At 51.4% G+C, this 23,336-nt stretch carries 17 protein-coding genes; 10 read left to right on the forward strand and 7 right to left on the reverse strand.

The window, feature by feature from the left end:
• The 5 genes from maeA to AACZ40_RS17285 form a co-directional block, all read left to right on the forward strand.
• A partial coding sequence (maeA, locus tag AACZ40_RS17265) for an oxaloacetate-decarboxylating malate dehydrogenase (protein WP_339675191.1) occupies positions 1-1,029 on the forward strand: 1,029 nt, incomplete at its 5' end.
• A 56-nt stretch (positions 1,030-1,085) separates the two neighbouring features.
• Positions 1,086-2,777, forward strand: coding sequence for a thiamine pyrophosphate-binding protein (locus AACZ40_RS17270; protein ID WP_291175995.1), 1,692 nt, complete (start codon positions 1,086-1,088; stop codon positions 2,775-2,777).
• 67 nt (positions 2,778-2,844) lie between these two features.
• A complete protein-coding gene (gene yciA, locus AACZ40_RS17275) occupies positions 2,845-3,255 on the forward strand; it encodes an acyl-CoA thioester hydrolase YciA (protein WP_291175993.1) in 411 nt (136 codons plus the stop codon).
• Between the two features lie 194 nt (positions 3,256-3,449).
• A complete protein-coding gene (locus AACZ40_RS17280) occupies positions 3,450-4,895 on the forward strand; it encodes an FAD/NAD(P)-binding protein (RefSeq protein WP_291175991.1) in 1,446 nt (481 codons plus the stop codon).
• 215 nt (positions 4,896-5,110) lie between these two features.
• Positions 5,111-5,488 (forward strand): hypothetical protein, encoded by a 378-nt coding sequence (locus AACZ40_RS17285; protein ID WP_291175989.1) that lies wholly within the window; start codon positions 5,111-5,113, stop codon positions 5,486-5,488.
• 26 nt (positions 5,489-5,514) lie between these two features.
• Here the strand turns inward: AACZ40_RS17285 and AACZ40_RS17290 are convergent, their stop codons facing one another.
• From AACZ40_RS17290 to AACZ40_RS17310, 5 genes are all read right to left on the reverse strand, one after another.
• Positions 5,515-5,970, reverse strand: a complete 456-nt coding sequence (locus AACZ40_RS17290; protein WP_291175985.1) for a hypothetical protein — start codon at positions 5,968-5,970, stop codon at positions 5,515-5,517.
• Positions 5,971-6,075: 105 nt separating this feature from the next.
• Positions 6,076-6,489, reverse strand: coding sequence for a hypothetical protein (locus AACZ40_RS17295; RefSeq protein WP_291175982.1), 414 nt, complete (start codon positions 6,487-6,489; stop codon positions 6,076-6,078).
• Positions 6,490-6,531: 42 nt separating this feature from the next.
• Complete coding sequence (locus AACZ40_RS17300; protein WP_291175979.1) at positions 6,532-7,473, reverse strand: DUF1559 domain-containing protein; 942 nt, start codon at positions 7,471-7,473, stop codon at positions 6,532-6,534.
• A gap of 70 nt (positions 7,474-7,543) precedes the next feature.
• The gene (locus AACZ40_RS17305; RefSeq protein WP_291175933.1) at positions 7,544-7,954 is read right to left on the reverse strand and encodes a hypothetical protein; all 411 of its coding nucleotides are present in this window, start codon (positions 7,952-7,954) and stop codon (positions 7,544-7,546) included.
• A 101-nt stretch (positions 7,955-8,055) separates the two neighbouring features.
• Positions 8,056-8,979, reverse strand: a complete 924-nt coding sequence (locus AACZ40_RS17310; RefSeq protein WP_291175930.1) for a DUF1559 domain-containing protein — start codon at positions 8,977-8,979, stop codon at positions 8,056-8,058.
• A 364-nt stretch (positions 8,980-9,343) separates the two neighbouring features.
• Here AACZ40_RS17310 and AACZ40_RS17315 point away from each other — a divergent pair, with 364 nt between their 5' ends.
• Together AACZ40_RS17315 and AACZ40_RS17320 are read left to right on the forward strand one after the other, a co-directional pair.
• A complete protein-coding gene (locus tag AACZ40_RS17315; protein WP_291175927.1) occupies positions 9,344-10,783 on the forward strand; it encodes a hypothetical protein in 1,440 nt (479 codons plus the stop codon).
• Positions 10,784-11,013: 230 nt separating this feature from the next.
• Positions 11,014-11,517: a hypothetical protein gene (locus tag AACZ40_RS17320; protein WP_291175924.1), complete on the forward strand. Its 504-nt coding sequence runs from the start codon at positions 11,014-11,016 to the stop codon at positions 11,515-11,517.
• Here AACZ40_RS17320 and AACZ40_RS17325 read toward each other — a convergent pair.
• Complete coding sequence (locus AACZ40_RS17325; RefSeq protein ID WP_291175921.1) at positions 11,502-13,088, reverse strand: M20/M25/M40 family metallo-hydrolase; 1,587 nt, start codon at positions 13,086-13,088, stop codon at positions 11,502-11,504. The genes AACZ40_RS17320 and AACZ40_RS17325 overlap by 16 nt on opposite strands.
• A 310-nt stretch (positions 13,089-13,398) precedes the next feature.
• On the opposite strand from AACZ40_RS17325, the gene AACZ40_RS17330 reads away from it, so the two are divergent.
• Together AACZ40_RS17330 and AACZ40_RS17335 are read left to right on the forward strand one after the other, a co-directional pair.
• A complete protein-coding gene (locus tag AACZ40_RS17330; protein WP_291175919.1) occupies positions 13,399-16,770 on the forward strand; it encodes a hypothetical protein in 3,372 nt (1,123 codons plus the stop codon).
• 307 nt (positions 16,771-17,077) lie between these two features.
• Positions 17,078-18,946, forward strand: coding sequence for a hypothetical protein (locus AACZ40_RS17335; protein ID WP_291175916.1), 1,869 nt, complete (start codon positions 17,078-17,080; stop codon positions 18,944-18,946).
• A 35-nt stretch (positions 18,947-18,981) separates the two neighbouring features.
• Here the strand turns inward: AACZ40_RS17335 and AACZ40_RS17340 are convergent, their stop codons facing one another.
• Positions 18,982-20,106, reverse strand: a complete 1,125-nt coding sequence (locus AACZ40_RS17340; protein WP_291175913.1) for an EF-hand domain-containing protein — start codon at positions 20,104-20,106, stop codon at positions 18,982-18,984.
• Between the two features lie 423 nt (positions 20,107-20,529).
• On the opposite strand from AACZ40_RS17340, the gene AACZ40_RS17345 reads away from it, so the two are divergent.
• Positions 20,530-23,336 (forward strand): secretin N-terminal domain-containing protein (locus AACZ40_RS17345; RefSeq protein WP_339675199.1); only part of this gene is annotated, 2,807 nt, incomplete at its 3' end.

The following is a 23,336-nucleotide window of genomic DNA, read 5'->3' on the forward strand; positions in this document are numbered from 1 at the left end:
CGCATCAAGGGAGAAGAATACGACCAGTTCATCGACCTGTTCGTCAACGCGGTCAAGAAGCGATTTCCCAACGTTCTGCTGCAGTGGGAAGACTTTGCCTCCGTTGATGCCGAGCGGATTCTCGACCGCTACCGCGATGATCTGTGCACATTCAACGACGATATCCAGGGGACTGCCGCCGTCACCACGGGTACGATTCTCGCCGCCATCGCAGCCGGCGGGGGAGAACTAAAGGACCAGCAAATCGTGATGCTGGGCGCCGGCTCCGCCGGGGTTGGGATCTGCCTGCAGTTGAAACAGACCATGATGGCAGAGGGGATGAGCGAATCTGAAGCCCGCTCCCATTTTTACGTGATCGATCGAGATGGTCTCCTGCATTCCGGCCGCACGGATCTGGATGAACTGCATCAGCAACTGGCCCAGCCAGCCGAAAATCTGAAAAGCTGGGACTGCGACACGACGGGAGCTGTTGCGTTTGCCGATGTGGTCCGTAACGCAAAACCGGGAGTATTGATTGGGGCCACCGGTCAGGCAGGCGCCTTCACGGAATCGATCATTCGTGAAATGGCTTCGCACGTCGAACACCCGGTCATCTTTCCGCTCTCCAATCCGACCTCGCGCGCAGAAGCCACACCCGCGGATCTGCTGAAATGGACGGACGGCAAAGCGGTCATTGCCACCGGCAGTCCCTTTGATCCCGTGGATCACAACGGCGTGACGCACACGATCGCGCAATGCAATAACAGCTATATCTTCCCGGCGATGGGCCTGGGCATTCTCGCTTCAAGGGCACGTCGTGTCACCGATGCAATGTTCATTGCGGCTGCGGGCGCCTTGAAAGAAACATCCCCCGCGCTCAGTGACCGGACCGCTTCTCTGCTCCCCTCATTGACCATCATTCGTGATGTCAGTCGCAAAATTGCCCATGCGGTCGCGCTAGCCGCAATTGCAGACGGCGTTGCCGACACGGTCACGGAAAAAGAAATCGATCAGCGAATTGAAGAAACCATGTGGCATCCTGAATATTAGTTTCCAGCTCTGCGTACTCCAGGATGATTTGCACTTAATCAATAGAAGGAACTTTGATGTCTGATAACAGCACTACCGTCGGTTCGTATCTGGCTTCCCGACTGGAAGAAATTGGTTTGAAGCATTATTTCGCAGTCCCGGGTGACTACAATCTGGTGCTGCTGGACAGGCTGTTGGAAAACAAAAACCTGGAAATGATTTCCTGCTGTAACGAATTGAATGCCGGCTATGCCGCTGACGGATATTGTCGCGCCACGGGCGGTGCCAGCGCGGTTTTTGTGACTTTTAGTGTGGGGGGCTTGAGCCTGCTGAATGCCATTGCGGGCGCTTATGCAGAAGACCTGCCGATCATCGCTGTCTCGGGAGGACCAAACACCAACTCGGAAGCCGAGTTCGAAATGCTGCATCACACACTGGGTCTGCTCGATTACGATTACCAGCGGGAGATTTTTTCCAAAGTGACCGCAGAAGCCGTTACGATTCATGATCCCCGCGAAGCCCCGACTCAAATTGATCATGCAATCCAGACGGCACTCCGTTTTCGCAAACCTGTTTATATTGAAATTGCCTGTAACATCGCAGATGCGGTGACATCGGCTCCTAATGTCCGTTCCTTCGGTGGTCCGACTGCCAGTGATCCGAAGTCGCTGAACGCTGCCGTTGATCGGGCTGTCGAACTGCTGAACGCCGCGACAAAACCGGTGCTGGTGGCCGGTGTCAAACTCCGTTCTTTCGGCGCCGAAGCTAATTTTCAGAAACTGGCAGATGCCAGCGGTTATGCGATTGCCAGCATGCCCAACGCCAAGGGATTCTTCAACGAACAACATCCTCACTATATGGGGATTTACTGGGGCCCCGTCGGCACGCCCGGCTGTGGTGAGATTGTCGATTCCTCTGATCTCTGCCTGTTTGCAGGAGGCACGTTTACCGATTATACCACCACCGGGCACGCGGCTCTCATCAATCCGGCCAAAGTGATTCAGGCCCGCCCGAACAGTGTGGTCTTTCCCAACCAGACTTTCAGTAACGTGAAACTCGCCGAATTCCTGGAACAGCTGGCGCAGAAACTCAAACCGAATGACGGTTCGATGATTGCCTACAATCGCATCAAGGATGAAGCCACACCTCTGCGCCCCGGTACTCCCGAGACTGAACTCTCGACACGCCAGTTGTTCTCGCGGATTCAGCAGATGCTCGGTCCCGATTCCGCTGTCATCGCGGAAACGGGCGACTCGTGGTTCAACGGCATGCAACTGAATCTGCCTGAAGGAGCCCGGTTTGAAGTACAGATGCAATATGGTTCCATCGGCTGGTCCGTTGGTGCCACTCTCGGTTACAGTGTAGGAGCGCCCGATCGACGACCGATTGCCCTGATCGGGGATGGCTCGTTCCAGTTGACGGCACAGGAAGTCTCTACGATCATCCGTTATGGATTGAAACCGATTATTTTCCTGATCAATAACGGTGGCTACACGATTGAAGTGGAAATCCATGACGGTCCCTACAACAACATTAAGAACTGGAACTACGCCGAGCTGGTTCATGTTTTCAATGCGGAAGACGGTAATGGTTTCAGCTGTAAGGCACGGAACGAAGGTGAGCTCGACGAAGCCATCAAACAGGCTACAGCACACGACGGGCCAGCACTGATTGAAGTCCTTATTCACCGGGATGACTGCAGCAAGAATCTCCTGGTCTGGGGAGGCCATGTGGCAAAAAACAATGGACGGCCGTCACGATCTCATTAACCGTTGCCTGCTGAGTCATTCCGCTCGAATCAAATTGATCATTAAGCGCCAATCAGAATGTTGAACGATGGAAGAATTCTGTGAACTGCCCGACGGCAAACTGATTTTGAGAACGCTGGCCATGCCCGCGGACACGAATGCCAATGGAGACATTTTCGGTGGCTGGATCATGTCACAGATGGATATTGCCGGGGGAATTCTTTCCAAAGAAGTCTCGGGAACCCGCACCGTGACGATCGCTGTCGAGTCAATGAAATTCATTCGACCAGTCAAAGTCGGGGATGTGGTAAGCTGTTATGGAACAGTTGAGCGGATTGGTACTACATCGATTACGCTGCAGCTTGAGGTCTGGGTGGAACCGGTCCTGCGGCACGAAGACACCGACTGCCCTAACTTCAAAGTGACCGAAGCGGCCTTTACTTATGTCGCCATTGACAACCAGGGAAATAAAACACCGATCGTCAAGCGGGAACACTGATCGACCGGTCCGCCTTTGCAGCGTTCCGCGGGCAACGCAGCCTGCTGCCTGTTACTCCCGCACTTCACCGGATACAATCAACGCTGTTCCTGCAGCTGTTCCCCAATCCTGAAATGATGGGAAACAGCAGGACGACCCCTTGACTGTGCACTCATTCCGGAACCCCGTATTGGCTGTGAAAGGATCAGAGTCCCATGAAGAAAGTGGCGATTATTGGAGGTGGTTTCAGTGGAACGATGGCGGCGGTCAACCTTGCCCGCTTAAGCAGCAGCCCACTCTGCATTCAACTGATCAACGACAAGTATCCACTTGGTCGTGGCGTTGCTTATGGAACCCGTCGCGAAGAACACCTGCTGAATGTCGCCGCGCGCAACATGTCCGCTGTCCCCGATCATGCCAATCACTTTCTGGACTGGCTCCGCACACGGGTTGACTACAGTGACCTGCCCGATCCCCAGCTTCGTGAAACCTATGTCCCGCGTCGCATTTATGGCGATTATCTGCGCAGCATCCTGGCGACTTACATGCAACCGATTGACAGTCATCATCCGGCTGAGATCCAGGTGATCGAACAGGAAGCGGTCGATATCGAGTTCAATTTTGCAGGCGTCGCGGAAATCACGCTCAAAGATGGAACAACGATTGATGCCGACCGTGTTCTGCTGGCTACCGGAAACCAGCCTCCCTGCCCGCTGGCAGAAGATGCATTCTCCCATGCAGGTTATTGTGCCGAGCCCTGGAGTAACTGGATGGAAAAAATCCCCGATCCCGCGGAGAATATTATTGTGATGGGAACCGGGCTCTCCATGATAGACGTTTTCCTGACACTCAGCGAACAGAACTGGCAGGGTCAACTGATTGCAGTTTCCCACAATGGCATGATTCCGCAGTCACATTTTCGCGGCATTGAATATCCCGACTTTCTCCCCGAAGAACCGGAAAACCTGGGCCTGGAAAACCTGGTTCAGCTGCTCGAAAAACATTGTCGTCAACTGCAGAGGATTGGTGAAAACCCGGGGATCGTCGTGGATCGACTGCGACCACATACCCAGAAGATCTGGCAGAAATTCGACCTTGCGGAAAAGCAGGAGTTTCTCAAACGGTATGCTGCCCGCTGGAACGTGATTCGACACCGCATCGCCCAGCCGATTCACCAGCGCATCACGGAAGCGATTACAGAAGGACGTCTGAGTGTCGTACGAGGTCGCATCACCGGATTGGAAGCAGACGGTAATCGCGTCTGTGTGAACCTGCAGAATCGGGCAGGCGAAACACAACAGGTACGGGGAAGCCTGGTGATCAATTGCACGGGACCCCACTCCGGTTTTTCTGACACCAGCGTGCCTCTTTTTCAGAACTTGCTGCAGCGAGGGCTGATTCGACCGGATGAACTGGATATGGGCATCGATGTCGGAGCCGATTTCGCCACGATCGACGCAGAAGGTCATCCGTCCGAATTTCTATTCGCCATCGGTCCATTGATGAAAGGCACTCTCTGGGAAACGACGGCCGTCCCCGAATTACGCGGCCAGGCCATGAGAGTTGCCCAGCTGCTGCTGGATGATGAGGCACTCGTCTCACCCGGTCACGATTACCGCATCTCCGTCGAAGAAGAACATGTGATCGAATACTATATTTGATCAGCAGAGGTATGATTCAAAAAATCGTCTGTCTCTCTTTAACCCATTTTATAACAGTACGATACAATTCTGTATTGGAATCCCTCAGCCCCTGGTTTGCCCCTGTGTCTGTAATTATTGTCGCTTTTTCAACCCGTTTAGCGAATTGCTTTCTGAACGCTGTAAATTAACAGGGTGTTCCTTCGACAAACCAGACTGACTAAAAGGGGAACGGCATGAAACACATCATCCTGGTTGCGATTGTCGCGACAATCTGGGGCACGTCTCTGCAGGCAGACGAAATCCGAACCTGGGAAGGGAAATGGAATAACCGCAAGTACAATACAACCGGACCGCTGAAGTGCATTGCGACATCAGATGAGAGTGGAAAATGGAAAGCCACATTCACCGGTTTATTCAAAGGCGATCCGTTTAAATACGAGGCAACCTTTCAATCGAAGCCCGATGGTAAGCAACTCAAACTGTCGGGAGATGCCGTCATTCGCGGACATCAGTATCAGTGGACCGGTTCAATGACAGGCAACACGCTTAGCGGAAAATACAAATCGAACATCGGCTATTATGGCGAATTCATTTTGAAAGAGAAAAAGTAGCAGTTGTTTTTATGCAGACTCTTGTCTCAGCGTCCCTCATTCTCTGCAGCAATGTGCTCTTTAATTCGCTCCAGATTTGTAGTGCCGGTCGGCTTACCCACCAGCATGATGAACTTCACCAGCAGCCAGCCCCAAAAGGGAATGGACCGTTCAAAGATAACCCGCTCTATCACCTTCGAATATCTGCCCTGGGGAATGATCTCATAAACGACTGTCAGATGCTCTGTGCGGTTTTTCTCAGAACTGGTCTGTATCACAATGTTGCAGGTGACTTTCAACGGATCATTGTCCGGGGGTACCATGCCGGCAAATTCGATCGTCTGTCCTTTGAAAAGCAGTTCCCCAATGCATTTATCGCCTTCGACTGAAATGGATCGAATTTTATCATTGATTTTCGGCCAGTTTTCCAGATCACTGAGCCAGTCATGGATCTGATCTGGTGGCGCCTCCAGCCTGGTCTTTTCTGTCAATTCAAGTTGCATCGCGTTATTTTCTTCGAGATGAGCCGGGTAAGAACATCTGCAAAGTATGCGGGCTTTTGAAATCTGCTGCAAGAGTAAATCAAAGGGAAGAAAAGCGAACTGATGTTAAGGCTGCATGTTCAAGTTCAGCTTGTTTGCTCCCTCTGCGGCGACTTCAGCAGTCAATGTCGTCGTATCGCGTTGAGAATATTTGGCGGGTATCGAAGACGTCTTTACTGGAACTGCGGTCCCATCCGGACTTCCGTGTGAAACCTGAATCACCACTTTATGTTTTCCCGGAACGGCACCATCGCCTGATTCATAAGTGGATAAATGAAATGCGCCATCTTCGCCTATCATACCGACAGCGTGTTTGCCGCCTGAAACGGGGAAAAACATGATATTTCCGGAGGTGAGTGGCGTCCCGTCAAAGGCAATGGTTCCTGTTACCCGGGCTGTGGGCAGACGGTCATCGGGCTGACCACAGCCGTAACAGAGCAGCATCACCAGCAACAACAGCAGGCCTGATCGATTTCGCATGACTGGTTCTTTCTCAAAGAGTGAAGACATCTCTTGCTACTGTTACTTGTTGAAGCCACCCGTAGGCAAACCATCGCTGATATGCCCCAGTTGCTGATACAGAGACAGATCCATGTTCTCACTCAGAAAGTGTACACTCCCGTCTGCCAACAGAAAATGGGCGCCCCCTGTGTGAAAGCTTTGTGAAGCCGTCGTCTGTGGCCAGCCAATCGTGGGATACTGACAGGGGCTCGGTCCACACAGCAATGAAGAACTGTTGATGGCAGCAGAGGTATGCACGGGACTGTCACTGGGAACCCAGGCGCTGAAGGGATTGTAGCTGGGTGACATTTCGCCGATGGCCAGCACGTTCGACGTTCCATCAGTCAGATCACGAAACCGTGTCACAAACGTCTGACGACGACGAAACATTCCCCCCGGTCCGCTATCCGGATGCAGTCCGCAGACTTCACCATAGGTGGTGACGGCTGCTGTGGTATCGTAAGTACTGCCAGCAATATCACACACATTGGTCGAAGTCAAAGCGCCACTGGCTCCGGTGGCATTTCCGGGAAAACACCAGTTGACGTGCAAGTCTGCTTTCACTGCCGGAGTCGGATCGCTGGGACACAGGTAAACGGGGAGGATATTCTGACACAGCACCAGATGAGCCGGATCCGTAATCCGTAAACTGGAATTGAACTGATTGAATAAGGGTGCCTGATCGATATAAGGCAGAACTTTCATGCGCCAGCTGAACCCGTTCGGCAGACTTGGATCAGCGCCATTGGAATTCGGCGGGAAGACGTTGAACGCATCGTGATAGTTATGCAGCGCCAGCCCGATCTGCTTCAGATTGTTTTTACAGGTGGAACGGCGGGCCGCCTCCCGCGCCTGCTGGACTGCCGGCAACAGCAGTGCAATCAGAATCGCGATGATGGCAATCACCACCAGCAGTTCGATCAAGGTAAAACCGCGTCGTCGATCAGCAGGAGCACTCATCATATCATCCCTTTTTCAATCAGTAGAAAATAAGAATATAAAAACGGTCCAGCATCAATTTATTTTCAATTATTTATTGGGACTCAAGCCTGTAATCAAAGTGGTTCTCGCCTCCGCTTGACACTTCTGCAGTGAGTGTTGTCTTACGGTTAAATTGTTCCGGAATATACTGCACCCGCGCGGGAACGGTTTTTCCCGGCTCGGCTGGATCGGGCTCCTGCTTTGATTCATCGAACCGGTAGGCAGTGATTTCCACCTGCTTCGCGCCGGGAGTACATTCACAGGTATACTGTCCATTCTCAATGACTGCGGCATACCGCTGCGTACCAACGGATGCGGGAATGAAGACGATCTGCCCTGTTTCTACCGGTTTTCCCGAAAATGAAACTTCGCCTGTGACTGTAAAAGTTTCAGGCCCCGCCTCACCACTGTGGCAGCCGGTGAGTGGCAGCAGAAGCAGGATGAACAGTTTTGAAGCGCGCATTGTTTTTAATTCCTGAACGAAGATCGATGTGAAATCGTTGTAAGTTGAGAGACCGCAAATAGACGTTTTCTTAAGGTGCCTGTTTCTGTCTACAGCACCACTTAGAACTCGCCTAACACTTCACCGGAAGCGCGGGTCCCCAGTGCATGAAATGTCCCTCGATCGACATTTGAAGAAATGAAACGAACCGCACCATCGGCCAACAGACAATGCGCTCCCCCGATATGATTACTGCGGGCATAGTTCTGAATTTGCGTCGTGGCTCCAACGGCCGTACAAGGTGCTAAAGGCCAGGTGGTGCTTTTACAGGTATTGTGCTCATCCGGAATTGAGGTGTTGGGTGGCTCCAGCGTGGTAAACAGACCGCCTCCCCAGCGACCACCACCCCAGTAATGACCGGCTGATCCCCAGTCGGCCCCACTGGTCCCGCGAATAATCGATTCACTATGCATGATGGTATTGGAAGAACCGTCAACAATATCCCGCACCCGTGTACGAGACTGCAGATACAGGATTCCATCCATTTTGACATTATTCGGATTGGTGTCGTTCATCTTAATCGGCGTACTGCCGGCACAACCTGTGTAGTTGCCTTCAAACAAATCGGCGTAGTTAAATCCAGGAGAAGAAGGATCAGAAGGACACATGTAAACGGGAATAACAACCGCACTGATTGCCTTTGGAACATTCCAGATATTTTTGGTCGTATCTGCCGTATATTTGTTATACAGCGGTGCCTGATCAATATAAGGTAACAGCTGCTGCGCCCAGCATTCACGTTCGTGTAATGCATTATTGTCACCAGCATGCCTGACACCATAAGGGTACGTATTATGTGTACCATGATAATTATGCATACCCAGGCCGATCTGTTTCAGATTGTTCTTACAGGTGGAACGGCGGGCCGCCTCCCGTGCCTGCTGGACAGCCGGTAACAGCAGTGCAATCAGAATTGCGATGATGGCGATCACCACCAGCAGTTCGATCAAAGTAAAACCGCGACGACGTGTCTTCGAATTCAGCATGACGGGCCTCAAAAATTTTGGAATGAATAAAACGAAACCAAATCGAAGGATTCGGCTGAGAACACGGATTAGAAATCAGTATCATATTGGCACCAAAGTATATTATATTGCCGGCAATGGCAAATATAATTATCATTGGTGTCAATATATTTTTACAGTTTTTCCGCCAGACTGATCCGACCCACATCCGCTTTCTGCGGTCAGCCGGTTCACCGGCTATTCGTAATCACATAGCCATGAATGAGTTAAGAAAGCTTCACACTCAAACACATCAACAGGGTTTGTTGTGTTTCCATTCCAAGGCCTTTATAATCGCAGACCACAGAATCGACTTTCATGAGGCCCCAGACGAGGAGTGAAACCAATGGCAGCAACAGGGAATCGACGTCCATTTTTGACTGGCATGATGAGCGTGTGTTGCCTGGTATTCCTGCTCAGCAGCATGCAGGCAGCGGAATCAACCCCGAATAAAGTACTTAAAGCAGGGGCTGCCACCAGTAATATTACTCCCCCGCTGGGAGAAGCCATTGTGGGTGGCTTTGCGCCCTTCCCTGCAGAAAATGTGCATGACGAACTGCATGCCCGTTGCCTCGTGCTCGACAATGGCGAAACAAAAATTGCCTTCGTGATCTGTGATAACCTGGGCATCACGGAAGACGTCTACCAGGCGGCCCGGGACTTCATCAAGGCAGAAACAGACCTGCCACCCGAGAACATACTGATGGCAGCCACACATACGCATTCGGCAACGCGGGCCAGCAGTCCCAAATATCGTGACTTTCTTTCCCGCCGTATCGCCGATTGTGTCCGACGTGCTCTGGAAAAAACGGAACCGGCTCAGATTGGCTGGGGAGGCGTGGACGAACCCTCGGAAGTATTCAACCGCCGCTGGTTTACGACGAATCCTGACTTCTGTAAAAACCCGTTTGGGGGCGTCGATCAGGTTCGCATGAATCCTCCCCGCGGAAACGCGGCCCTCGTCAAGCCGGCAGGTCCCATTGATCCCGAAATCTCTTTTATCAGCGTCCAGTCCCTGGAAGGTCGCCCCCTGGCTTTGCTGGCCAATTACTCTCTGCATTATGTCGGGGGCGTGAAGAAAGGAGAAATCTCCTCAGACTACTTCGGCATTTTCTCTGAAAAAATTGGTTCACTCATTGGTGCCAGCCCGGAGGACGGTTCCTTTGTGGGCATGCTTTCGAATGGCACCAGCGGGGATATCAATAACATCAACTTCAGTCAGCCTGGCAAACGCATGCAGGCTTACGAAAAAATGGCACAGGTCGCAGATCTCGTCGCAAAGCGTGTCGCGGATGCATACAAGGGCGTCAAGTACCAGACCTGGGTTCCCCTGGGCTCCGCCAGTGCAGATCTCACATTGAAAGTCCGTAAACCGGACGCAGCCATGCAGGCCTACTTCAAAAAATTACTGGCGCAACCCGAAGATGCACCACAGCATCATCGCTACGAACGAAACTATGCAGGTCGAGTACAAAGACTGCTCGAAGGTCCGGATGAAGTGACAGTAAAGTTGCAGACGCTGCGAATAGGAGATCTGACAGTCGCCGCCATTCCCTTTGAAACATTCTGTGAAATTGGTCTGGAAATCAAAGACAAAGCTCCGTTCAAAGATGCCTTCACGATTGAACTGGCCAACGGTTATTACGGATACCTGCCCACGCCCGCGCAACACAAACTGGGTGGGTACGAAACCTGGATGGGAACCAATCGCGTTCAACTGGATGCTTCGGACCAGATTCTGACAGTCCTCTTTGAACTGATGGAAGATCTCAACTCCGGGAAATAGAGCCACCCGTCTTGCCTGCGATTCCGGGAGTAGATTCAAATCCCCGGAAAAATGGTTTTTGAATTGATCTGTATTATCTCAAAGCAGATCCACTACAATGCAGTGAAAACCAGGCACGATCGAAACTGTGTCCCGTTTAACGGTAGCGTCTCCAGGTCCATTTGGACCAGGTATACTAGATTAGGAGACGCAATGATTAAAGGCGATGCGCTAGAGTACAGGAATGAGCCATGGGTAAACGACCCAAAAAAATGATGTATGCCGGAGGTGGAATTTTAGCCTTGGGTATCATTCTGGGACAGTACTTCGGATTGACTCCCGGCATCAATTCCGGACCGGGAGAGGCTGAGAAAACAGCAGATACGGCGGACGAAGAATCACGTAATATTATGGCGTCCAGTGAATCGGAGATCATTCCCGTCCTGATTCAACCCGAACCAAAACAGGAAAAGTCGCTCGCCGAAATTCGCTTGAAAGTTCTGGATATCCTGATAGATGACCGCAGCTACCTGGTCAAAGCCGCATCGCAGCCGAAAGACAAATACCGACCGGCAGACATCAACGAGATTCTGACGCTGGCAAAGCAGGCATCCGGTGATGAAGACGGCATTCATGTGCGTGTTTATCGGACCGGTTCCGCCCGGGTTGTTCCCGAAGCGACATTAAAAGAGGAACTCGGCAAATCTGGTCTACAGCCACAAATGATTGACTGGAAGATTCACCTCATCGACTGAATTTCGATTTTTTTCAGTTGACCTTCCCGTTCAACCAGCAGGCTGAAAGGAAATTTTCGTGAACCGATCAGCTCACGAAACTCTTCACTGTTTTCACATCGTTTGCCGTCAATCTCATAGATCCGGTCATTGATTTTCAGTTTCGCAAGATCTGCGGGTGACGATTCGATAATATCGGAAATCACGATCACGGCAGGATCAGCTTCGTCAGTCAGCCACTGAACCCCCAGTTTGACCGGCTTTCCGGATAATGTGACCGGTAATTCCAGCAGTTCTTCCTGATCTTTACGGCGGACCTGCAGGACAATCTGGTTGGGGGAATTCTGAACCAGAGCTCCAAAACCCTGCTCCGCAATGGGAGACTGGTCATCAATTTTGACAATCTCGTCACCTGCTTTAAGCCCTGCTTTTTTGGCAGGAGTATTCGCCATGACCTGAGTTAACACTAATTTTCCCTGGGAATAAATATCTGCGTTCCAGGCCACCCCCAGTCGCGGGGGATCGCTGTTATCAACGCGTGCTTCCTGATCAATACCTGACAGGATATCCTGATTGGCATCGCGGAACCTGGGCTTTTCCGACTGCAATGCAAAATCCAATGTCAGCCGGGTTAACAGCTGGGCACTTTTTCGTGCTCCCGGATAATCAATTTTATAGGCATCGTCTTCCGGCCGATGATAGTCTGCATGCTTGCCGGTATGAAACATCAGGAAGGGGATCCCTTTCTGATAAAAGGGCCAGTGATCGCTGTCCGGTCGGATCGCAGAATCAAAATCAATTTTGAGATCGGTTTCACGATGATTGGACAGCACGGTACTGGATCGCAGCCCATAAGCAGAACGGGAACCGAATAATGTGAGGGGATTCTTTTTCAGCCGCCCTACCATATCCAGATTGAAATAAAGCACGACCTGATCCAGGGGCACTGTCGGGTGATTGATCCAGTGTCGCGAACCCAGCAGCCCCATTTCTTCCGCATCCCAGAATACAAACAGAATCGATCGGCGGGGAAGTTCTTTGTATAACGATAATGCTTCAATTACTTCCAGCAATGCCGCGGTCCCACTGGCATTATCATCCGCTCCGTTATGAATTTGTCCCACGCCGCCGCGACTGTTGGATGGTTTTCCGTAACCCACATGGTCGTAATGCGCGCCGATGACCACGTATTCATTTTTCAGCTCGGGATCGTTTCCCGGAAGCATGCCGATGATATTCCGGAAGCCGCCATCAAATTCCTGGAAGTAACCTTCGTCAGCCATTCCCGGTTGAATCCCCTGTTTCTGGAGAAACGTCCGGATATAAGTTCCCGCAGCCTGACCTCCCTGTGAACCAGCCTCCCGACCTTCCAGGGAATCACTGGCCAGAAATTCGATATGCGATTTCAGCTCGTCAACAGTAATCGAATTCGCAGCTGCTTTAAAGACAGCCGCGGAATTGGTCTCAGCCTGCAGACGTACTCCCACAGCTGTCATGCAGAGAACAGAACCAGCCAGCAGAATTCGGATCGAAGACCACCACTTTTGACGCAGCTGATTCACGACCGGATTCTCTACAGAGGATAATTTCAATTGGGATTTCACTCTTGGAAATTTCTATCATTTAGGGTTGTAGCAGACTGAGAGAGTAACCTATTCTTACTCTGCTACGCATTTTTGTCTAGCGAAGTGTACATCAGCTATGAATCAAAGGCGATCTCAGCAGTGATACAACGACTGGTATTGCATATATTTACGTATTTTCGATAAAACACGGCCTGAGGCCTCTTGCGCCTCAACCGGCTATTTTTGCTGCTAAGGGACGCTTAGGAAATGACTTAGAGTAAGCAACTTTAAGTTGAGATGCAATTCTGAATTTTTAAAAACGACAGGCAAGGAAGCCATGATACGTTCGTTCGCTCATCATCTACTCCAGTTCTCGCTTTCATTTTTACAACAGCGAATGGGAATCTCATTTCTTCTGGGATCGATTTGCGGTCTGTTCGTGCTTTCCTGTGTTCAACGATTTCAGAATCTGGTCAGCGACAGCCCCGAAGTCCTGACGGGCATCGGCCTGTCCATAGTGATGGGCATCTGGCTCGGCTTGCCACAGCTGGCATCCCTCTCTCGTGAAAACTCGACCGAGAAGTCCGCAGCTCACCAGAAACAGATCCGCTTTACATTATTGATCCTTTCACTCTGGTCTATCTGTTTTCCGTTTTTGCTGGCACTGCTTAATCAGGTTCTGCATTGGGTCACTCTCTCGCAACTGACGAACGTCGTCTTCGTGACAGGACTGATGACACTGTCTGCCATGGCTCTGATCCTGCCTGCTGTTTTCTGGGCTACCCGCCTGTGCTGGCTTGCGACAGTGACTGCCGACGATTTCAAAAACTCCCGCATACTCCTGCATTCTCAACTGGCCCGTTTCCTGACTGGAGTCAGTGCTTCACTGATTCTGTCTGCTTACTGGCTGGTTCCTGCATTCGGCTGGGCCGGAACTTTGTTGATCCCGCTCACCGCCACACTGTTTTTCTGTTGCATCCCCTGGATTGGATCACTCTGCGAGAGTTATCTGCCTGAATACTCACACTGGCTCAAACTGGATATCTTCCAGCAACTGCTGCAACCCTCTACCGATCGCACGCCTGCTCAACGCGCGGTTGCACCTCCCCGTATTCCAAAGGTGATTCAGGTCGGCTCTTATGTAATGAGCGTGATTACCGGCGTTCTGCTGGTGACCGTCAGTCGGATTCTGTTTCAGCTCTATCCAGATTCCCTTTACCTGAAAGTCACTATCTGGGCAGGATTTCTGCTTGGTATCGCAGTTGCTTTTGCGTTCCTGCAGGCCCGCAAGCCAGGAAAACTCGTTCAGACAACTTCCAGCCTGTCACTTGTGGCGGCACTGACTGGCGTTGGCTGTCTGGCGCTGTTCCCGCTGCTGGTTTCATGGATGCTGTATGCCAATGCCTATATTGAATTCGCAATGCTGCTTTCATTCATCCGTGGTGGCTTAACGGCGTCCATCTTCTGTCTGCTGGGAACCTGCTGGGGTGGCTGGCTCAAACTCTCCAGTGCAGTGCGGTATTCTTCCAAAGAAAACACTACTGTTACTACACTTCCCGTCTGGCAACCGCTTTGCCTGCTGGCCGGTATGCTTGGCTGTCTATGGCTCATCGGATCGGCTGACATCAAGCTCAAAACACTTACAATGCTCTCCAGCCTGGTATTACTCGCTCTGGCTGTACTCGTCCGACTGACACACTTTCGACTGCCGGCGACACGCTGGCGTGCCGCTGGCATCTTCTGCGGGCTGGCACTGTTCACTGCCGGTCTGCTCAATCACAACAATTATGATGTTCGTCATTCGGCCAAGCTGTTATTCTCGACTAACACTTTCACCGGATTACGTTATGGATTGAAACCCGAACTGCTCCCCCACCTGGATGAAGGCCGTTGCCTGTCTGAGGTGGAAGGACAATACGGTACCTTTACCATCTGGTCCTATCGGGAAAATCAGATCCAGATCCGCAGAAGTGGTCTGCCATTCGGCGTGACCACTGTGGATGCAGGATTGTGCCCGCATACTACCGGGGAACTCATGCCCTTTGTAATTCCCGTGATTTTACATGAGCGTCCTGCAGATGTGCTGTTTCTCGGTCTGGGTGCCGGTGTGGGTGTGAATTCCAGTCTCGACTTCCCCGTGCAACATGTGACCTGCATGGAACCGGATCGAAGCCTCGTCAAATTATATCACGAAGAGATTACCCCACGAAATGCTATTTCCGCTTTCGATTCAGAACGCGTCGAACTGGTTCAGACCCCGATCGCATTAGCGATGGCAGCCCGTGCAGATGCGGAAAAGAGATATGACCTGATCATCAGCAACCCGGTCCAGTCGGTTGTCACACAATCTCAGGCAGAGTTCACCACCGAGTTTTATCACAATGTTTCGCGGCATCTGAATCAGGATGGCATTTTCTGCCAGCGTTTTCAGCACATCGATTTTGGTGCGCAGCCATTGCGGGTGATGGCGCAGACGTTTCGGTCTGCATTCCAGCAGGTTCTGGCAATTGAAATAGCCAACGGTGAAACGCTGTTTATGGGTACGAATTCAGAACTCGGTTTTGTCAGGAACAACCTGATCGAACGAATCCAGGCACCACAGGTCAGACGCACGCTGGCACAGGTTGGCTGGGACTGGTCAGTCCTGTTGAATCTGGCAGCATACTCAGATGACGCTCTGGCAGATATGTCCGCCGATGTCAAAACTACCGTCAACAATACCTCAAACGGAAACTTCGCTTTCAGACTTCCCTATGAAATGATGCGCTGGGGGATGAAGCAGGAAGAAATCCGGAAAATGGTCTCTGCGGAAATCCACAGCGAGAACCCGACCAGAGAATACCGCAGCAGCCGCCTGCTGAACTGGATGGAGGGCGAGAAGAATGATCCGATCATACTCAGACGCCTGTCCGAAGTGACGGCGCAGAACAATCTGATGGCTCGCTATCCCGATCAATACTGGAAATATCGCAAACCGGCCAAAGATCAGATTACAGAAAACCCGCGTTCGCTCATCAGGCAGGTGGCAGCAGAAAATCTGCACAAAGAAGATTACATTCACGATGAAGATAAACGCCGCATGTATTACTTTAAAGCGCTTTCGGACGCAATGGGGACAGCAAATCCCTCGATCGATCAGATTGGTCGCGTGACGATGTTTACTTCCACTTACGATCCGATGATCAGTTACTTCATGCATGACGAAGTCGCAGAGCTCTACAAGAAATCTGATGATGCACCGGATGTCCTTGAATTTTCGCATCGTCTCCATGCCATCAATTATGGTGCCGCCAATGATCGCTCGATTGTTTCCATTGTACGAGCCTTGGAAATGGCGGCGACTGACCCGGAGCTGTTCCAGAAACCGGGGCAGCAGTGGGATCATCTGAACGGCTTGCTGCAGGCTCTGAAATATCGCTGGGACAACCGCTCTCAGGCGCGACCTGTCACTTCGAAGCAGGCTTTGCATGACATCGAACTCAGCATTTCCGGAATCGAACAGGCAATCGCCACGATGGATTCCCTGCAACACCGCGTGAATGTCAGCGAGCAGGACTGGCAACTGCGAAAACGGGTTCTGGAACGCACACTGGTGCGTCCGTTGGAGACCTATCACGCGCGGGTACTGCCTCATCACTATAAGAAATCCCGTGAAGAGCGAAAAAAACTGCTGGATGGACTCAATCTACCGACGGTACCATCACTGTAAATGTATCGCTCACTTGACTTTGTCGCCTGCACTTTTGCCCCGCTGAGGAAAAATCGGAAACACTGAATCTTTTTGATTTCCGAACGGGTATACTGGACGGCTGGGATTGCATTTCATTTTATTTAAAATCAATCCCTGGCAGAGCTGATCAGGGAATCCCTGCACAATATCTCATTCCGATTGTGTCTCTACTCCGGTCAGCTTCGCGTTTTAAAAGTGTGAAAAAACGCATCACTTTTCAATACGAATCTCAACACTACGGCAAAGGCATCGTATGAGAACCTCCTGCATTTCGGGCTCCCAAGGCATGTTTAAAAAAACTCTGCTGCACTGCGGACGTCTCCTGTCACTACTTGTCCTGATCTGTTTGTGTAGCAGCACCCTCCTTGCGCAGGAACCGGAGTCGGGAAAACCCGAAGCTGAAAAGAAGGATGAGGAACAGGAAAAAAAGACCGCAGGCCTGGAAACGATCCTCCCCAAACCACTGCTCATCATCAATATCGCCAGTATCGAACGGATCCTCTCGGACATCGATTTCATTTTCGAACTGGCAGCGCGGCCTGAAATCGCCGAAATCGCTTCAGCCTCCCTGGCGAATGTGAATGACCTGGAAGGCATCGATAGAAATAAAAACCTGGGTGTGGAACTGTATCTGAAAACCGGATTACTTCCCCAGCCGGTCCCGACCATGTATCTGCCTGTCAAGAAGGTCCGTACCTTTCTCGATACCCTGGAAGTGATGATTCCAGGTGACGAGGAAACCATCACGAAAGCGCAAGACCGGGATGACCTGTATATTCTTGACGGTCGGCGAGGTAACTCGGTGATTCGGTTCCAGGATGATTATGTCCATATGTTGTTTCAGGGTGTCGAGAATGAAACCAGCCTGGACATGATCAGCTCCCGTGACTTCGGTGATCCCGCGCAAAAACTGCAGAACCTGTCTGCCGACTATGACCTGGCTTTTAAAATTGATCTGAATGCCATTCCCGAACTGATGCGTACCACATTCCTGGGCTTCTTCCGTACTGCCATCGAAACACAACTGCAGCAGCGGGACGGTGAATCCCAGGCCGCCTATGAACTCAGACGCATGTCGGGGAAACAGAATCTGGAAAACATCGAATATTTTCTGAGCGAAGGCCAGGAAATGGTGTTCGGCGGTCGCATCGAAAAAGAAGCAAAACGGGGAGTTGTGGACATGCTCATCAAAGCCAGACCGAACAGTGATCTGGCGCGCGCTGTGAAAAACATTCCCGGTAAAGCCAGCTACTTCAGCGTAATCACTGCGCGCGAGAACCTGCCACTCGCGGTTTCCGCTTCCATGAATATCGCTCGCCGCGATCGACTGATCTACCAGAAGTATCTGAACTATTTCGAGAAACTGCTGAGTGAAAAACTCCTGACCGAAGAGGAACGCCTGCAGAATACCAGTTCGATTCAACAATTCTTCGCCCCGGTAAAATCGATGGTCGACAAAGGGCATATCGATGTATTTACCCAGCTGGTCTCCACGCCAACTAAAAAATTTGCCTTGATTGGCGGCATCAAAGTCGCCCCGTCATCAAATCTGCCTGCTGCCCTGCTGGATATCATCAATCGAATCGATCAACTTCCCGATAACAAAATGCGAATCTTTACGAATGCAGAAACCGTTCAGGGAATCGCCCTGCATCAGGTCCAGCCCGAATCAGAAACAGCCGATGATAAACAACAGCGGTTTCTCGGCGGGGTTCCTTCTCTGTATATTGGAGCAGACAATGAAGTGATCTGGTTTGCCATGGGAACGGAGATTGCCGTCGCCGCTTTAAACGAAGCGATGGAAACACTTAACACAGCAACACCCGAAGCCAGAAAAGAACAACGTACCGCTCCCGTGCAGATGGAATTTCATATACGTCCCTGGCTCAACCTGTTTTCCGAAGCGGAAATCCAGGAAAGCGGCATCATGTCGATACTTGATAACGCCTTCCAGAAAGAAAACGACCTGGTTCTGGTAACCACACAACCTACCGAAACGGGTGTCCGCACCCGGATGCAGTTTGATGAGGGCTATCTGAAACTGCTGGGCATTGCGATCTCGAAACGGTTTGACAGGAATCAGGAACGACAGCTGGAACAGAAAAACAAGAAAGCCCGTGAACTCGAAAAGAACCCGGGGATTGATAACAACTGACCCTGGTGAAACGGGGGCAGTTCACTGTCGCTCGCTTACTTCTTCTTGATTTCCAGGTAATGTTTTACGAACTGTTCCTGCGGCATGGAAACGGTTAGATCGATGTTTGCCTCTTCAAACAGTTTCCGCATCGAACGGCTTTTTTTCCATTCTTCCGGAGAGACAGAACCGTCTTTATCCCGGTCCACCAGTTTAAAGAAATAACCTGCCTGGGCAACCAGCGGATCGGTAGTGGGAGCGGAAACCTGAACCGACTCTGGTTGTGATGGCTTTTCAGGTGTGGACTGCTTCGGTGTTTCAGTTGATCCTGAAGCAGATGTACTGCCGCCCGTAGCCAGAGGGTTCGCAGCAGGCTGTCCGGTGTTCAAAGCGAACATGAAAGAAGCCGCACTCCGCTGTGTTTTCCCTTCTTTGGCAAGCTTGATTTCTTTCGGCGTGAGATAACCATCGCCATTCAGATCCATCGTGAAAAATTCACTCAGCTTCGTGGGATTGTTTTTGCGCCATTCATACAGACCTATCTGACCATCCTGATCCATGTCGTGGGGCACAAATTCCTGATTCAGATCGACTGTCGTGCGAACAGGTTTCGCCGGTTCATTTTTGGAAGAATTACCCGAGGAACTGCCACCGGAACGACCACTTGAGGAAAAATCTGATGAGCCTCCTCGATCCGGTTCAAACGATCCGTAGCGGCTCCGCATGGCGTCGCGGTCGAATCCTCCACTTCGGTCATCGTTACCGTCGTCCCCATCACCGCCGGGCTGGGAAAAACCACCCGGAGGCCCACCAAATCCCCCCGGTGGACCACCAAAACCTCGCGATGAGCCGAAACGACTGCGATCATCACTGCTACGGTCTCCGCCACCAAAGGAGCTCCGCTGACTACGCATCCGCTCCATCACCTGAGGCATGATCCGCTCAAATTCCTGCTGACTCATATCGCGCGATGTATTCACACCGGCTGCTTCCAGAGTTTCCTTGAAACGCCCGGGCATCTGATCAAATTCCGAAGCCTCAATTACCCCGTTTCTGTTGCGATCCAGAAACGACATGAAGCCGCGTGAGCGGCTGTCACCACCGGGCTGCGCATACGCCAGATCAGCGCAAAACCCTACCAGCAGTACAGAAGGAATCAGAAGAGTGGCAAAACGGAACATTTTCTTACTCCGCAGCATTTAGAGCGGTCTTCAACAGGTATTACCGTGTTTAATAAACAGATACCGTGATTGTGCGCATCTGTCTGCCAGAGATGCAAGCCGAATTTCGATATCTGACACTTCTAACACCGGTCGCAGGGGAACAGGTCGATGAATTCCATAAGAATCCCCGAGATCTTTGAAACGAGCTGTAAACTCTTGAAGTATAATATGATAGCACCCGTTTTACTTAAATTGTCTTGTATTTGATTTTGAGGCAACTTAGCCTGTATGAGGTGAGATCCAGCGATAATACAACCACAGTCAGGACAACAATCTGTTTGTGGCACTTTTTGAAACTGAATTTCCGACACTCCCAAACAAATATACACAAGAACATATAAATTGATTATTTTTACGCCTGATATCAGAATCGCCATGCAAATGATGACAAATATCAAATCCCACGTTTTTTTTATCATCACCCTGATGGGTCTGATTCCCTGTTCCGAAATCCTCATAAATTCCGTACATGCACAGGAATCTGAAGACCGCGGTGAGAGACGTGACCGGGGTGGCTTCGGTGGCGATCGCGGAGGTTTTGGAGGGGACCGTGGCGGATTCGGAGGCAGAGGCGGGTTCGGCGGAGACCGTGGTGGTTTTGGCAGTCGAGGTGGATTCGGTGGCCCCCGGGGCGGAATGGGTTCACTGGTCAATCGGGAAGAGGTTCAAAAGGAACTCCAGTTGACTCCAGATCAAATCAAGCAGCTTGAAGAAGCCGCTGCAAGTATGCGACCCACTCGCGAAAGTATGGAACCCTTCATGACGCGGCTCCGCGAAGCCCAGACGGACGAAGAACGAACTAAAGTCCGGGAAGAAATGGGGGCATCGTTTGAAAAGCAGCGTACCGAAGGCGAAGCCAAAATGATGAGTCTGCTCAACGAAAAGCAGGCTGCCCGACTGAAACAGCTGCAATTACAGGAAGCCGGCTACCGACAGCTGACCAGCGACGATACCGCAAAACAGCTCAAACTCTCAGATGATCAATTGAAACAGATTACCGAACTGGAAGAACAGCGTTCCAATGCCCGCCGAGATCTGGGCCGCCGTGCAACTTCGGAAGAACGCGATAAAGTTCAACAGGAATTCGATCAGAAAATCGAAGCCGTGCTGACCAAAGATCAACAGACACAATGGAAGCAGATGCTGGGGCCTGCCCTGGTCACAGATGCAAAACCGGCTGAACCGGGCGCACCTGCTGTCAGCAGCAGTTCCAGTCCCACTTCACGACCCCGTCCGCAGATCCCCCTGGAACCGGAAGGACTCAAACCCGAAGATCGTAGCATCTCGTTCGGCGGTAGCAATACGGTCGCCATGAATGATGCAGCCAGCAAACCTGCTAACACTGATCAGCCACAGACGGCGAAGAAACCCGGGCCTGTCAACAAAATGTCCTTTAACTTCCGGTTTGCCCCCTGGGGTGATGTTCTGAAACTGTTTGCAGAATCAGCGGGTTACACACTCGACCTGAACGATGTCCCACCGGGAACCTTTAATTATTTCGATCAGGGATCCTACACTCCGACGGAAGCACTCGACATTATCAATGGCTATCTCCTGCAAAAAGGATATATCATTGTCCGCCGCGATCAGTTCCTGGTGGTTCTGAACATCGATAACGGTATACCTCCCAACCTGGTCCCGATTGTCGATTCGGAAAAGATTACCGAGCATGGTAAAAATGAACTGATGAGCGTGACCTTCCCGCTGGAAGGGGTCGACGTTAATCAGGTCGCCAAGGAAGTTCAGTCAATACTCGGGCCGCAGGGAAAATCAGTGGCCTTGAATACGGCAAACTCCATTATCGTGACAGACATCGGCAGTAATCTGTCGCGAGTGAAAAAACTGCTGGAAGGTGCCATGGCAAATGCAGGTCCTTCCGACATGGCTTTTCGTTCTTTTGAACTGAAATTTATTGACGCAACAGAAGCGGAAAAAATTGTCCGCAGCCAGTTCGGTCTGCCTGCTGCCACTCAAAATGTGAGTGCCAGCGCATCTTCCTCTTCATCGCGCTACTATGATTACCGTTCCAGAGGCAGCAGTCGAGACCGGGATCGAGGTGGTAGCCCTCCTCAGCCACAACCCGCCAAAGAATCCAACACTCAGGTGACCGCCGATCCGCGCACAAATCGACTGCTGGTCACTGCCACACCCGATCAGATTAAAATCGCTGAGGAAATTATCAAGTCAATCGACGTCGATGAAAACAACCCGCTGGGCCCCGGAGGCAATAAACCCTTCCTGCGGGTTTATACCGTCAGTTCTGCTGACTCTCGCGAAGTGACCAAAACTCTGGATGCCATGATGCCAGGTGTCGTGGTCAATGAAGATGCCCGCAATGATAAAATTCATATTCTCGCCACACATAAAGAACACGAAAAACTAGAAGAAATGATCCGTCAGTTGGACGGCGAAGGGGGCAGCCAGTCTGTTTCTGTAATCAACCTCAGCTTGCTGGATCCCATTTCCGCCACCACCACGCTACGGTCACTTTTCCTGCGCGATGGTGACGATGCCCCGACGATCGAAGCCGACCTGCTGGGTCGTCGCCTGTTGATTCGTGGCACTCCCGACCAGGTAATTCAGGTCAAAGCGCTACTGGCCCAACTGGGCGAAGATGGAACAGGTCGCGCCAATGACTCTCGTGAACGGGGCCCGGTCCGGACAATTCCACTGGGCGGCCGGGATTCCCGGGAAATCATGGATCTGATCAATAAACTGTGGTCCGCATCATCGGGTGAAGAAAACCCGATCCGGATTGTGGTCCCCTCTGAAAACAACCTGATCCGCGAGCGCATCATCGGTGGCGAAGAAGAAGAGGCCCCGAATCGTAACCGGGGTTTTCGCAATCCATCACAAAACACCAGTGCACCTCTGAATCGACCGATTCGGCAGCAGCAGCCTGTACGTGATGCCGACCAGCGACGATTTTTCTTCACCGCCAGTGATGAGAAAACAGAAGCTGCAGCAGAACAGAATGACGAGATCGATTCCGGAAAAACTCCGGAAAAACCACAGCAACCAGCAACCGGCGAGCAACCTGCTGAAGGTCCGCAAGCTCAAAAAAAGGATCCGGTGGCGGTTTCCACCAACGGAGACAACCTGATTATTTCTTCGACTGACCTGGAAGCCCTGAATCGGCTGGAAAAAATGATTGATGCACTCACGCAGGCGATTCCTCCCAAAAACCA

The organism is uncultured Gimesia sp., assembly GCF_963972345.1.
Classification (GTDB): Bacteria; Planctomycetota; Planctomycetia; order Planctomycetales; family Planctomycetaceae; genus Gimesia.

Coding starts and splice junctions, on each gene's coding strand:
- AACZ40_RS17270 (WP_291175995.1), top strand. CDS start 1,086: ATGTCTGATAACAGCACTACCGTCGGTTCGTATCTGGCTTCCCGACTG.
- yciA (WP_291175993.1), top strand. CDS start 2,845: ATGGAAGAATTCTGTGAACTGCCCGACGGCAAACTGATTTTGAGAACG.
- AACZ40_RS17280 (WP_291175991.1), top strand. CDS start 3,450: ATGAAGAAAGTGGCGATTATTGGAGGTGGTTTCAGTGGAACGATGGCG.
- AACZ40_RS17285 (WP_291175989.1), top strand. CDS start 5,111: ATGAAACACATCATCCTGGTTGCGATTGTCGCGACAATCTGGGGCACG.
- AACZ40_RS17290 (WP_291175985.1), bottom strand. CDS start 5,970: ATGCAACTTGAATTGACAGAAAAGACCAGGCTGGAGGCGCCACCAGAT.
- AACZ40_RS17295 (WP_291175982.1), bottom strand. CDS start 6,489: ATGCGAAATCGATCAGGCCTGCTGTTGTTGCTGGTGATGCTGCTCTGT.
- AACZ40_RS17300 (WP_291175979.1), bottom strand. CDS start 7,473: ATGATGAGTGCTCCTGCTGATCGACGACGCGGTTTTACCTTGATCGAA.
- AACZ40_RS17305 (WP_291175933.1), bottom strand. CDS start 7,954: ATGCGCGCTTCAAAACTGTTCATCCTGCTTCTGCTGCCACTCACCGGC.
- AACZ40_RS17310 (WP_291175930.1), bottom strand. CDS start 8,979: ATGCTGAATTCGAAGACACGTCGTCGCGGTTTTACTTTGATCGAACTG.
- AACZ40_RS17315 (WP_291175927.1), top strand. CDS start 9,344: ATGGCAGCAACAGGGAATCGACGTCCATTTTTGACTGGCATGATGAGC.
- AACZ40_RS17320 (WP_291175924.1), top strand. CDS start 11,014: ATGGGTAAACGACCCAAAAAAATGATGTATGCCGGAGGTGGAATTTTA.
- AACZ40_RS17330 (WP_291175919.1), top strand. CDS start 13,399: ATGATACGTTCGTTCGCTCATCATCTACTCCAGTTCTCGCTTTCATTT.
- AACZ40_RS17335 (WP_291175916.1), top strand. CDS start 17,078: ATGTTTAAAAAAACTCTGCTGCACTGCGGACGTCTCCTGTCACTACTT.
- AACZ40_RS17340 (WP_291175913.1), bottom strand. CDS start 20,106: ATGTTCCGTTTTGCCACTCTTCTGATTCCTTCTGTACTGCTGGTAGGG.